Annotated in this window: 10 protein-coding genes and 4 pseudogenes; 7 read left to right on the top strand and 7 right to left on the bottom strand. The window is 58.8% G+C overall.

Annotation, left to right across the window (positions count from 1 at the left end):
• Positions 1-312 precede the first annotated feature (312 nt).
• Positions 313-1,308, bottom strand: a complete 996-nt coding sequence (locus LPU83_RS61580) for a Fic family protein (RefSeq protein ID WP_157997378.1) — start codon at positions 1,306-1,308, stop codon at positions 313-315.
• Between the two features lie 699 nt (positions 1,309-2,007).
• On the opposite strand from LPU83_RS61580, the pseudogene LPU83_RS61575 reads away from it, so the two are divergent.
• The 6 genes and pseudogenes from LPU83_RS61575 to LPU83_RS73215 form a co-directional block, all read left to right on the top strand.
• A pseudogene (locus LPU83_RS61575) lies at positions 2,008-2,229 on the top strand (adenylate cyclase); the annotation flags it as partial.
• Between the two features lie 114 nt (positions 2,230-2,343).
• On the top strand, positions 2,344-3,150 hold the full coding sequence (locus LPU83_RS61570) for a DUF2092 domain-containing protein (RefSeq protein ID WP_040680807.1): 807 nt from the start codon (positions 2,344-2,346) through the stop codon (positions 3,148-3,150).
• Complete coding sequence (locus tag LPU83_RS61565; protein WP_024316557.1) at positions 3,147-3,359, top strand: hypothetical protein; 213 nt, start codon at positions 3,147-3,149, stop codon at positions 3,357-3,359. Before LPU83_RS61570 ends, LPU83_RS61565 begins: the two co-directional genes overlap by 4 nt.
• A 123-nt stretch (positions 3,360-3,482) precedes the next feature.
• A complete protein-coding gene (locus tag LPU83_RS61560) occupies positions 3,483-4,724 on the top strand; it encodes an alpha/beta hydrolase (protein WP_051166706.1) in 1,242 nt (413 codons plus the stop codon).
• A gap of 113 nt (positions 4,725-4,837) precedes the next feature.
• Positions 4,838-5,136: pseudogene (locus tag LPU83_RS61555) on the top strand (transporter); the annotation flags it as partial.
• A gap of 179 nt (positions 5,137-5,315) precedes the next feature.
• Entirely contained in the window at positions 5,316-5,597 is a 282-nt protein-coding gene (locus tag LPU83_RS73215) for a hypothetical protein (protein WP_167546225.1), read from the top strand.
• A 118-nt stretch (positions 5,598-5,715) separates the two neighbouring features.
• Here LPU83_RS73215 and LPU83_RS61550 read toward each other — a convergent pair.
• Positions 5,716-5,932 (bottom strand): annotated as a pseudogene (locus LPU83_RS61550) (NmrA family NAD(P)-binding protein); the annotation flags it as partial.
• A gap of 27 nt (positions 5,933-5,959) precedes the next feature.
• Between LPU83_RS61550 and LPU83_RS61545 the strand changes: the two are divergent.
• Positions 5,960-6,169, top strand: a pseudogene (locus tag LPU83_RS61545) (winged helix-turn-helix transcriptional regulator); the annotation flags it as partial.
• Positions 6,170-6,187: 18 nt separating this feature from the next.
• Here LPU83_RS61545 and urtE read toward each other — a convergent pair.
• The 5 genes from urtE to urtA all read right to left on the bottom strand — a co-directional run bounded on the left by urtE (position 6,188) and on the right by urtA (position 11,918).
• Positions 6,188-6,883: an urea ABC transporter ATP-binding subunit UrtE gene (gene urtE, locus LPU83_RS61540; RefSeq protein ID WP_024316562.1), complete on the bottom strand. Its 696-nt coding sequence runs from the start codon at positions 6,881-6,883 to the stop codon at positions 6,188-6,190.
• Position 6,884: 1 nt separating this feature from the next.
• Positions 6,885-7,640 (bottom strand): urea ABC transporter ATP-binding protein UrtD, encoded by a 756-nt coding sequence (gene urtD, locus LPU83_RS61535; RefSeq protein ID WP_024316563.1) that lies wholly within the window; start codon positions 7,638-7,640, stop codon positions 6,885-6,887.
• Positions 7,641-7,645: 5 nt separating this feature from the next.
• A complete protein-coding gene (urtC, locus tag LPU83_RS61530; RefSeq protein ID WP_024316564.1) occupies positions 7,646-8,809 on the bottom strand; it encodes an urea ABC transporter permease subunit UrtC in 1,164 nt (387 codons plus the stop codon).
• Entirely contained in the window at positions 8,806-10,425 is a 1,620-nt protein-coding gene (gene urtB / locus LPU83_RS61525; RefSeq protein WP_024316565.1) for an urea ABC transporter permease subunit UrtB, read from the bottom strand. Before urtB ends, urtC begins: the two co-directional genes overlap by 4 nt.
• Positions 10,426-10,625: 200 nt before the next feature.
• The gene (gene urtA, locus LPU83_RS61520; RefSeq protein WP_024316566.1) at positions 10,626-11,918 is read right to left on the bottom strand and encodes an urea ABC transporter substrate-binding protein; all 1,293 of its coding nucleotides are present in this window, start codon (positions 11,916-11,918) and stop codon (positions 10,626-10,628) included.
• Positions 11,919-12,060 lie beyond the last annotated feature (142 nt).

The following is a 12,060-nucleotide window of genomic DNA, read 5'->3' as shown; positions in this document are numbered from 1 at the left end:
CAGATTTTATGGCCATTAGAAATGGCAGGATGCCGGAATGAACATCAGGTTAGTTGGCCCAGTCCCTAACGGGTGGAATACTCTCCATGGCCAATGTCCGTCGCCAAACTCCGACTTTCGACAGATATTAGATTACCAACTTCCAACGTCTCTCTACTCAGAAGCCTTGCCTAACCGACGAATCCCATGCGCGTGAATATCCGGTGCCGATAGCGCCAACATTTATGCATCTTTTATGCACAAATGTCTGGATTCACAAAAACATCTTTCAGATCAGCAACGTACGCCTTCTATTTATGCAAAATACCGCGATCAGCGATGTGCGGGGCCGCCGCCAGCCTTTGCCTCGTGGTAGCGTTCGACAAGGTCGGGCTCCACGCCATATGCGACACAGTTCACTTCGCTGATCGACTCGATGATGTCCGAGAACGATTGAACAATGACATCGAAGTCTTCGCCCTCGATATCCGCGAACGCCTCCGTTGCGAAATCATCCGGTGTCATTGCCGGGTCATCGACCGCTCGATTGAGATATTCCGCGACCGCGTCATCAAGGCGTCGTCGCATCCTGATTTCGATAGAGCGTGGCACTCTCTTGGTGGTCGCTGCCACAAGATAGGACGGCGCTGTGATCGCATAGCCTTCGGAGATGGCTTTGCTGAGGTATTTTGTATCCGCCAGTTCGTACCATGTCGTCATGCCGATGCCGTAAGCGGCTCTACCCACTCCGACGAAGGAAATAGGAGGCAGGCCTGCCTTGAGGAGGGGGATATTGCTGAGCAGCCGCCCAGTCCGCTTGTTGCCATCGATAAAAGGCTGCAGATACGCGATGCCTGCAAGCAGCGCGAAGGAGGCCTCGAAAGGGTCTCTCGTCATCGATGCTTTCCAGCAGAGCTCCGAAAGACCCATTGATAGCTCCGCGTGATCGGACGACGGAGAGTATGAACTGGTCGTGATTGAAACCGGGTCGCGCCGAACCGCTCCCAGATTGTTCTGCCTGACCAGTGTCCGCATGAGCATAGCGTGCAGTCTCATCACCGTTTCCGACGTGATCTGCGCCGTTGCGATATTGTCGATAACCCAGCCAATAGCCTGCTTGTGATTCAAGATCATTTGCACTTCGACTTCGGACTTGCCACCCGCGACTTCCGCGTATTTGATCAGAGCCTCGGTCTCGGGCAGAGAATACGTGTTTCCCTCAAGCGCCGAGGAAGCCCACGACATCTCGATCAAAAACCTTTCGGCAATTTCGCGCGTGTACGTCGAAGGGTCGAGATCAAGTCCGCCCTGCCCAACGGAATCGGCCATGAGAGCGCGCGCAGCGGGATCAAGCCAGGGTCCAGCGTCAGTGTCATAGGATCGAAACCGCATTGGATCATAGTTCACATGCGGACGTAGATGGCTGGGAACTGAAAACCATCTCGCTTCCGAAGTTAAGTTGAAAGACGCGTCTCTAGTGGTTCCGGACTTTTCAACGAGTCCCGATGCGCCAAGCTTAGCCAGGGCTCGGGAAACCGAAGACTGACTGGAAGGCCGAAGCTCTAGCAACTGGATGATCTTCGCCTGAGAAAGCCCGCTTCCGCCGCGCCGTGCAAGCGTGTCATAAACGTTCTTCTCCAGACCTTGTAATTCGGGGACAAGAAGGACGGGATGCATAGGACTACCTCTCACTAAACGTCATCCAATATATGCATAAAACGCGCATAAAAAAGCCATGTCTCACGACAGGCTCTTGATTGCAAAAATCGATTCGGTAAGGCATTGATATCAGTGGTTTTTCAACGCAGAAAATTTTCATGCATAAAAACTGCATGAAATACGGGCCCCGGCACGAAGCCGGCGCTCGAGGCCGCAACAAGAACCATCCGCAGCCACTCCTTAGGATCGAAGCTGGTGGCCTTTTCCCATGCAACTTGGAGCAAAGAGGAGTCGCCACAGCGCTCGTGGAGCTGGCTGACCATCACGCCTTGGCTCTGTCGCGATACCGAGGGTAATCTGGCGACCATCGGACGGGGGCAGGAAGCGCGCCGAGAGGCTACTCTCTTCAACGCGATGAGGCCGGATTTCGTACCCAATGTCGTCACCGAACTGACGGCTAGAAACTTCCAGCCAGCCGATCAAGCTAGACTGATCGCCGACCTCCGAAAGGCGGGCCTGCCGGCGTCGGACGAAGTGCGAGCATCAATGCTGCTTCCGCTTCACGGACCGACCGAGCTTGTGCCGCGTTGACCTGCGCCCGGCCAAGCGTAACGGAACAGATGCTACCAGATGTTACGGGCCTTTCCCGCCGTCCGACTGTAGAGTTCGACGGATTGCAACGATCAGCTCGGAGGGCCTCCGTCGATGACCAGACCATCATCAAGATCCAGGCATAGTTTCACGGCCGCATTCGTGGCCGGGTTGGTCGCCATGATTGTTTCCGGATTCTTGTCGGTGGCACATGCCGACGAAGGCGCCGCCAAGAAGCTGGTGAAGGCGATGTCCGACTATCTAGCCTCCCAGAAGGCCATCTCTTTCGCCTACGACACCAATCTCGAGGTCGTTACCCCCGAGCATCAGAAGATCCTGCTGGCAAGTTCCGGCAAGATGGAAATGGGCCGGCCCGACAAGCTCCGGGTCACCCGCCACGGCGGCTTTGCGAATGTCGAAATGACATTTGACGGCAAGACGGCGACCCTTTTTGGCAAAGACGCCAACCTCTATGCGCAGGCCGAGGTGCCCGGCACTATCGATGATCTCATCAACGCAATGCGGGAGAAGCTGCACCGGCCGGTTCCCGGAGCAGACCTGCTGCTGCCGGACGTCTACGGCACCTTGATGGACGGCGTCACAAACGTGAAAGACCTTGGGAGTGGCGTGATCGGGGGGGCCGAGTGCGATCATCTCGCCTTCCGCGCCAAGGAGGTCGACTGGCAGATCTGGATCGCTCAAGGCGACCGCCCCTACCCGTGCCGCTACGTGATCACCGCGACACAGGTCGATCAGGGGCCGCAATACAGCATCCAGATCAGCGACTGGAAGACCGGCACCGATGTCATGGCGGCAGACTACACGTTCAAAAACACCTCGAACGCGCAGAAGGTCGATCTGTCGAAGCTCAAGGACACCGACGAGCTTCCCGATCACCTCGCAAAGGGAGCGAAGCAATGACCCTGTTTCAACGGGTGAGAGTTCTTGTAATTGCCGCGGCCGTCGGATTTTCCGGGCTTGAGGTTGCTGAGCAGCTTTCGATCCCCTTGCCAGACGGTATCGTGACCCCGGCAGAAGCCAGGGTCGGCAGACCGCTGACGCCGTACAGCGTTGCCGGAGTGGCGCGCCGAACGGTCCGGCGTTGCGCGGTCGGCGTCTATTATTGTTAGGAGGAGACAGTCGAGGGACGGTCGGCGAGATATTTTTGATGGGGGCGATCTGTGGGCAGTCGAAGTAGCGTAGCGTGGGCGTCGGCTCGAACGAGCTGGGTTCGTTGGTTTCTTGTATGTGCGGTGACTACAGCATTGCCCGGGTGCGGAGGACATCCGAAGGATGTGTTGACCCCCGTGGCGAACACCTCACCGCAGTCGCCGAAGGTCGACATGCTGATCGCGACGACCCGCACCCGGTCCACGGTTCCAGGCGAGATGTTCAACGGCGAACGGGCGCTGGCTCCTGCCTTTGCCGATATGACGATATCCATTCCGCCGAGCAAGGTTCGCAAGGAAGGACAGGTCGCCTGGCCGAAGAGGTTGCCGTCCAATCCCGCCACCGACTTCGCCACCGTCAAGGCCGACGATCTCAACATCGACAAGGCAAAAAAATGGCTGAGCGCGACCGTCAGGAAGACCCCGGACGGCAGCGTGCTCGTGTTCATTCACGGTTTCAACAATCGGTTCGAGGATGCCGTCTACCGTTTCGCGCAGATCGTCCACGACTCCGGCGTCCATAGCGCACCCGTTCTGGTAACCTGGCCCTCGCGCGGCAGCCTGCTCGCCTATGGCTACGATCGGGAAAGTACCAACTATACCCGCAACGCACTGGAGACGCTCTTCCAGTATCTGGCAAGAGACCCCGAGGTGAAGGAAGTCTCGATCCTTGCGCATTCCATGGGCAACTGGCTGGCACTGGAATCCTTGCGCCAGATGGCCATTCGCAACGGCCGGCTGCCTGAGAAGTTCAAGAACGTCATGCTCGCGGCCCCCGATGTCGACGTCGACGTGTTCCGCCAGCAGATCGCCGACATGGGCAAGCAGCATCCGCAGTTCACGCTGTTTGTCTCCCGTGATGACAAGGCGCTGGCCTTCTCGCGCCGGGTCTGGGGCGACGTCTCCCGGCTGGGTGCCATCGATCCGGAGCAGGCCCCGTATAAGAAGGAGCTCGAGGACAACAAGATCATGGTCATCGACCTCACCAAGATCAAATCCGGCGACAGCATGAACCACGGCAAGTTCGCCGAGTCACCTGAGATCGTCCAGCTCATTGGCCAGCGCATTTCGGAGGGCCAGACGCTCACCGACAGCAGGGTCGGACTTGGCGATCAGATCCTTGTAGCAACTACGGGCGCCGCAGCGGCGGCTGGCAACGTCGCCGGTCTGGTTCTCGCCGCGCCTGTAGCAGTCGTCGATCAGGACACGCGTGACAACTATGCCAGCCACATCAGCAGCGCGGCGGGCTCGAGCGGCCCTCAGTCGGCCGCAGCGGCGGTCAAGAACTGCGGGGAAGGCAGGCCGACGCCGAACTGCAAACGCTAGGCCGCCAGCTTCGGCTGCCGATCGAGTATGCTTTGATTCGCCACATCCGATCATCGGCGTCACATTTGACTTCTAGATCTCGCTCTGGGACGAGAGGGGTACTGAAATTGACAATGGCATCATACCGCTCCGCTTTGCTCAGTCTGGCCCTGGGATGCAGTGGTGCCAGCACCGATGCCCAGTCGAGCGAGGATCTGGCAAGAAGCTCTCAAATCCGATCGCCTCGCTAATCAGCGTTCCTTTCCAATTCAACCACCACCGCGGCTACGGTCCCGAAGACGGCGACAAGGCGACGCCGAACATTCAGCCTGTGGTTCCCATCGAGATCAACGAGGACTGGAACGTCATCTCTCGAACCATTCTCCCGGTCACCTGGCAGAACGAGATCGCCGGCCCGTCGGGAACCCGGTTTCATCGGGCCAATGTCCGAGGTGCCAGCTGACCTCTAAAATAGCCGCCTTGTCTTGCACCTCGCGCAGCCCTTTGCGTGGAACCAAAGATCGGCAATCGCATTTAGCGACCAGAGGCTTCGCCTCGACCTTTCCTATGTCCCAACCCTTGCCCCGCTGTCATGGCGGGGCCTCTTTAGGGATGGCAAAAGAGATGTTCTTCATGGAGGATGTTGTGATGTCTCGAAAACAATTCAGTCGCCACGATGAACCCTTGGATTCTGATGACCTGCGCAAATGTCACGCAGTTTTCGATGCGACTTGCGAAGATTTCGGAATAGAGCCTGGCTCCGAGGAGGCGGATCGCATCGCCGCGATCACCATCGAGCTTTATCAACAGGGCGTGCGCGACGCGAAGCAGCTGCAACAGATTGTCGATGCCGCGCGCGGTTTCAATCTTAGCCGAAAGGGAACCATGGCATAGCGTACGGCGTTTTCGTTTTTTGTTCACGGCCTTGGGGACGTGACGCTCAGCCCTCACCTTGCCCCGCGAACCAAGCGGGGCCTTTTCGCGACCGCTCAAGGACAGCAACACAAGCCGAACGGCTATAGTCCTCAATCTTGGCTTTGTCGGTGAAGTGCGGCGCGAATTTCCGACCATTTGTAATTTCATCAACGTTTTCCAAGCCGCTGAAGACGAGGTGTTGAACGCCTGCTTCAACGGCTGCGTCCGCCAGCTCCCTGCCCTAGTTCTGCTTCATGCGTCGCTGGCGGCGCGATCGGCGGCGTCATCAGGAACACGCCGTGCGAACCGCCGAAATGCCTGTACCATCGCCCGTTTATAACGTGACGGCGCAAATGCTGACGTCGCAATTGCGCGAATTGGAGGCCGACGGGGTCGTGTACAGAAAGGTCTATCCGCAAGTGCTGCCCAAGGTTGAATATTCCCTGACGCCCTTTGGCCGCTCGCTCGCTCCCATCATTCAGGCCATGGCCAGTTGGGGAGAAAGCTACGCCGCTGACGAGCGAAAGCGAATTTCCCTGGTTCCGAAATAGGTTCAGATCGCCACCAACTCAAACAGTCAGATGGCGACGCGCCTCGGGCGTATCCAGAGTTTCGGCCAGCCCCTGGTGAACGATCTCGCCGCGATCCATGATGTAGACGTAGTCTGCAAGCTCCCGGCAGAAATCGAGATACTGCTCGACCAGCAGGATCGCCATGCCGGTGCTGTCGCGCAGATAGCGGATCGCCCGACCGATATCCTTGATGATCGAGGGCTGGATACCTTCCGTCGGTTCGTCGAGAACCAGGATCTTCGGCCGCGTCACCATGGCCCGGCCGATCGCCAGTTGCTGCTGCTGCCCGCCCGACAGGTCGCCGCCGCGCCGCCCCAGCATCGATTGCAGCACCGGAAACAGGCTGAAGATGTCGTCGGGGATATTTTTGTCACGGCGCGAAAGCGGCGCAAAGCCCGTCTCCAGGTTCTCCTTGACCGTCAGCAGCGGGAATATCTCGCGCCCTTGCGGCACGTAGCCGATCCCCTGTTTGGCACGGGCGTAGGGCGGCAGCCCGTTCAGCTTGACTTCGTTGAAGGTAACCGCCCCGGCAGATAGAGGGTGCTGGCCGGCAACGGCGCGAAGAAGAGAGCTCTTCCCCACGCCGTTCCGCCCCAGCACACACGTAATCTTGCCCATCTCCGCCTTGATGGAGATGCCGCGCAGCGCCTGTGCTGCACCATAATGGAGGTTTGCATTCTCGACTGTCAGCATCTCAGCGCCCCAGATAGTTTTCGATCACCTTCGGATCGGAACTCACGAAATCGATCGATCCCTCGGCCAGCACCGAGCCTTCCGCAAGACACGTGACCTTGACGCCAAGGTCGCGAATGAAGCCCATGTCGTGCTCGACGACAACCACGGAGCGGGTTTTGGCGATTTCCTTGAGAAGGATCGCCGTCTCAGATGTTTCTGCATCGGTCATCCCAGCCACCGGCTCGTCGACCAGCAGTAGCTTCGGCTCCTGTGCCAGCAGCATGCCGATCTCCAGCCACTGCTTCTGCCCATGCGATAGATTAGCCGCCAGATCGTCCCGACGATGTGTGAGCCGCACCGTCGCCAAGATTTCATCGATGCGTGCCCGATCGTCGGCAGACAGCCGATAAAACAGCGTCGGGAAGACACCGCGCTTGCGGTTCAGCGCCAGCTCGAGATTGTCCCAGACGGTGTGGCTTTCGAAAACCGTCGGCTTCTGGAATTTGCGGCCGATGCCGAGCTGGGCGATGTCGGCTTCATCAAGCTTCGTGAGGTCTGTCTGACCGTTGAAATAGACTTCGCCGGCGTCGGGGCGCGTCTTGCCGGTGATAATATCCATCATCGTCGTCTTGCCGGCACCGTTCGGGCCGATGATCGCGCGTAACTCGCCCGGTTCGATCACGATCGAGAGCGCGTTCAGTGCCTTGAAGCCGTCGAAGGAGACCGAGACGTTGTTGAGATAGAGAACGCTGTTGGGTTTGACGTCGGGGATCATGGCGCTCACTCCGCGGCTTGTATTTTTGCGTCAACGCCGTCTTCTTGCTTGGCGGGCGAGGCATCAGCGGGGAGCCGTTTGCGCTTGCCCAGATACTGCGCCAGCGTGCCGACGATGCCCTTGGGCAGGAACACGGTCACTGCGACAAACAGGCCACCAAGCGCAAACAGCCAGAACTCTGGGAAGAGACCCGTGAAGATCGTCTTGCCGCCGTTGACAAGGATGGCGCCGATGATCGGCCCGATCAGCGTCGAGCGGCCGCCGACAGCCGTCCAGATGACGACTTCGATCGAATTGGCCGGCGCGAATTCGCCGGGATTGATAATGCCGACCTGCGGCACGTAAAGGGCACCTGCAATGCCGGCCATCATCGCCGAGACGACAAAAGTAAAGAGCTTGAAATGCTCGACGCGATAACCGAGGAAGCGGGTGCGGCTTTCCGCATCGCGAACGCCGACCAGAACCTTGCCGAACTTCGAGCGCACGATCGCGGACGCCAGCATCAGCGACAGCGACAGGAAGATTGCCGTTGCGGCAAAGAGTGCCGCACGCGTTGCGTCCGCCTGAACGTTGTAGCCGAGGATTTCCTTGAAATCGGTCATGCCGTTGTTGCCACCGAAACCCATGTCGTTGCGGAAGAAGGCCAGTAGCAGGGCGTAGGTCATCGCCTGGGTGATGATCGAGAGATAGACGCCGTTAACACGCGAGCGGAAGGCGAACCAGCCGAAAACGAAGGCAAGCAGCCCGGGGACCAAGAGCACCATGATCGCAGCAAACCAGAAGTGGTTGAAGCCGTACCAGAACCAGGGAAGGTCCTTCCAGTTCAGGAACACCATGAAGTCTGGCAGGACAGGATCGCCATAGACACCGCGCGAACCGATCTGCCGCATCAGGTACATGCCCATCGCATAGCCGCCAAGCGCAAAGAAGGCGCCGTGGCCGAGCGAAAGGATGCCGCAAAACCCCCAGACAAGATCGAGCGCCAGCGCCAAAAGCGCGTAGGTCAGGTATTTGCCGAACAGCGCCATGATGTAGGTGGGGATGTGCAGCGGGTTCGTCGGCGCCGTCATCAGGTTCAGCACGGGCACCAGGACGGCGACTGCCAGAAGCAGAACGAGTGCGATGACGATCTTGCGATCGAGAGACCGGAGAAGGAAGGCCGTAATCATGCTTCCACCGCCCTTCCTTTGAGTGCGAAGAGCCCACGCGGACGCTTCTGGATGAAGAGAATGATGAGGACCAGCACCAGGATCTTGCCGAGCACGGCGCCGGCGAAGGGCTCGAGGAACTTGTTGACGACACCGAGCGACAGCGCGCCGACGAGCGTGCCCCAGAGATTGCCGACACCGCCGAAGACCACGACCATGAAGCTGTCGATGATGTAGCTCTGGCCAAGGTTCGGCGAAACATTGTCGATCTGTGAGAGCGCCACGCCCGCGATGCCGGCAATGCCGGAGCCGAGCGCAAAGGTGAAGGCATCGACCCAGCCGGTGCGGATGCCCATCGACGATGCCATGCGACGGTTTTGCGTAACAGCGCGCATCTGAAGACCGAAGGCGGAACGCTTCAGCAGCATGAGCAGTGTCACGAAGACGGCCATCGAGAAGACAATGATCCACAACCGGTTCCAGGTGATCGACAGACCGGCGAGTTCGAATGCGCCGGACATCCAGCTCGGATTACGAACTTCGCGGTTCGTCGGACCGAAGATCGAACGAACGGCCTGCTGCAGGATCAGTGACACGCCCCACGTCGCCAAGAGCGTCTCGAGCGGCCGGCCGTAGAGGTAGCGGATGACGAGGCGCTCGATCACCAGACCGACGAAGCCGGTAAACACGAAGGCGGCAGGAACGGCGAAGGCCAGCGAATACGTAGCGAGCCCCGGAAAGGCCGAGGCGATGTACTCCTGCACGACATAGGTCGTATAGGCGCCGATCATCACCATCTCACCATGCGCCATGTTGATCACGCCCATGACACCGAAGGTAATGGCAAGACCGATCGCAGCAAGCAGGAGCACCGAGCCGAGCGACAGGCCATACCAGATGTTTTGAACGACGTCCCATAGGGCAAGGCTACGATTGATCGAATTGATGTGGGCTTGAATCTCGACCTTGAGTTCCTCAGGCGCAGTTGCAATTGCGGTTGTCAGGATGGTCAGAGCGTTGCGCCCTCCGCGGTCGGCAATCGTATCGACGGCGGCCTTCTTGTCCTCGGCGCTGACGTCGCTCTTCAACATCAGCACGGCGCGAGCCGCTTCCATGGTATTCTTGACCTCGGCGTCCTTTTCATCCGCGAGCGCGGAATTCAAAAGATCGAGATTGGATGGATCGGCGTCTCTGAGCAGGCCCTGGGCTGCGGCAAGCCGCTCACCGCGATCCGGGCTCAGCAGGGTCAACTGGCTCATCGCCGTGCCGATGACGCCGCGCAGCGAGTTGTTGATCTTGACCTTGGACATGTAGTCCGGATCGACGTCGGCGACCGCTTCGCCGCTGATCGGATCGGAATAGGTTGGCTCATCCTCCGTACCGCCCTGTAGCAGAACCGGCCCGCCGCTTTCGGAATTTACGAAAAGCTGGCCGTCGCCGAGCTGCTGCAAGATCTTGCTGACGTGCGAATCCCCAGAGGCGACGAGCGCCCTAATGGCCGCTTCGCGTTCCGGGAAGTCACCGACGCCGAGCGCATCGATCAGGGGGTGAATGTCTTCCTGTGCTTTGAGCACCGTCGCAAAAGCCGGCATTGCCAGGCAGAGCGTCAGAAGCAGAATCTTGATGGCGCGACACATCGGCTTTCTTGCCTCGGTTATCGTTGGCCTTCCGGCGCAATCGGGAGAAATCAGTCTTCAAGTCGTCATCGATGCAATTGAGGGACCGCTCGGCCGTCCGAAGCGTCAACGCAGCGCTTTGCAGATGGACCTTCCGCCCGGACAGGAGAGACCGGACGGAAGTCTTCAGGCAATCAGAGTGACGGGGTGGTACACATCACTCACGAGCCCTTGCCGCCGCACTTGCCCGTGGCAACGTTGAAGTTGCCGCAGTTCATGGGCTTGCGCCAATCGGAGATCAGATCCTTGGAGTCCGGCAGGTAGTCGGACCACTCGTCGCCAACGACCGCCGGGGTCTGCTGAACGATTTCGAACTGGCCGTTGCCCTGGATTTCGCCGATCAGAACCGGCTTGGTGATGTGGTGGTTCGGCATGACGGTTGCAAAGCCGCCCGACAGATTCGGAACCGTGGTGCCGATGATGGTGTCGAGCACCTTGTCCGTGTCGGTCGTGCCGGCAGCCTGGACAGCCTTAACCCAAGCGTTGAAGCCGATATAGGCAGCTTCCATCGGGTCATTGGTCACGCGCTTGTCGTTCTTGGTGAACGCGTGCCATTCCTTGATGAACTTCTTGTTGGCCGGGCTTTCGACCGACTCGAAGTAGTTCCAGGCAGCAAGGTGGCCGACGAGCGGCTTGGTGTCGAGACCGGCAAGTTCTTCTTCGCCGACCGAGAAGGCGACGACCGGGATGTCGGTTGCCTTGACGCCCTGGTTGCCGAGTTCCTTGTAGAAGGGAACGTTGGCGTCACCGTTGATGGTAGAGACGACGGCGGTCTTCTTGCCGGCAGCGCCGAATTCCTTGATCTTGGAAACTTCGGTCTGCCAATCGGAGAAGCCGAACGGTGTGTAGTTGATGATGATGTCTTCCTTCGGAATGCCCTTGGCGATCAGGTAGGCTTCCAGGATCTTGTTGGTGGTGCGAGGATAGACGTAGTCGGTGCCTTCGAGAACGAAGCGCTTAACGCCTTCCTTTTCCATCAGATAGTCGACAGCCGGGATAGCCTGTTGGTTCGGAGCAGCGCCGGTGTAGAAGATGTTGCGCGAGGACTCTTCACCCTCGTATTGTACCGGGTAGAAGAGAATCGAGTTCAGTTCTTCGAAAACCGGCAGAACCGACTTGCGCGAAGACGAGGTCCAGCAACCGAAGACGGCCGCGACCTTGTCCTTTTCGATCAGCTCGCGTGCCTTTTCGGCAAACAGTGGCCAGTCGGAAGCCGGATCGACGACGACGGCTTCGAGCTTCTTGCCGAGAAGGCCGCCCTTCTTGTTCTGCTCGTCGATGAGCATCAGCATGGCGTCTTTCAGCGTGGTTTCGGAAATCGCCATCGTGCCGGACAGCGAATGAAGCACGCCGACCTTGATGGTGTCGTCAGCGGCAACGGCTCCATGGAATGCGGCCGTAGCCGACATGACGGCGCCGAGTGCGGCGCCCGTGATATAGGACTTGAGATTCATCTGGTTGATCCCCTCTTCTTGTTCGACAACAGACCGAAAACGGAAGTTAACTGTTGCTTAAGGGACTATCCGGTGCTGCACTGCGAAACCGTATACGTAATATGACGTAGTAGACGGGGCGAAATGTGCAGTTTTGCGTTGC

Source organism: Rhizobium favelukesii (assembly GCF_000577275.2).
Taxonomy (GTDB): domain Bacteria; phylum Pseudomonadota; class Alphaproteobacteria; order Rhizobiales; family Rhizobiaceae; genus Rhizobium; species Rhizobium favelukesii.
Note: the sequence above shows the minus strand (reverse complement) of the source record. Positions and strands in the feature narration are given on the sequence as shown.

Bases quoted from the DNA above. Each gene is read 5' to 3' on its own strand.
- urtE (WP_024316562.1), bottom strand. From the start codon at position 6,883: ATGCTGACAGTCGAGAATGCAAACCTCCATTATGGTGCAGCACAGGCG.
- urtB (WP_024316565.1), bottom strand. From the start codon at position 10,425: ATGTGTCGCGCCATCAAGATTCTGCTTCTGACGCTCTGCCTGGCAATG.
- urtA (WP_024316566.1), bottom strand. From the start codon at position 11,918: ATGAATCTCAAGTCCTATATCACGGGCGCCGCACTCGGCGCCGTCATG.
- LPU83_RS61565 (WP_024316557.1), top strand. From the start codon at position 3,147: ATGACCCTGTTTCAACGGGTGAGAGTTCTTGTAATTGCCGCGGCCGTC.
- urtD (WP_024316563.1), bottom strand. From the start codon at position 7,640: ATGATCCCCGACGTCAAACCCAACAGCGTTCTCTATCTCAACAACGTC.
- LPU83_RS61570 (WP_040680807.1), top strand. From the start codon at position 2,344: ATGACCAGACCATCATCAAGATCCAGGCATAGTTTCACGGCCGCATTC.
- urtC (WP_024316564.1), bottom strand. From the start codon at position 8,809: ATGATTACGGCCTTCCTTCTCCGGTCTCTCGATCGCAAGATCGTCATC.
- LPU83_RS61580 (WP_157997378.1), bottom strand. From the start codon at position 1,308: ATGGCCGATTCCGTTGGGCAGGGCGGACTTGATCTCGACCCTTCGACG.
- LPU83_RS73215 (WP_167546225.1), top strand. From the start codon at position 5,316: ATGGCAAAAGAGATGTTCTTCATGGAGGATGTTGTGATGTCTCGAAAA.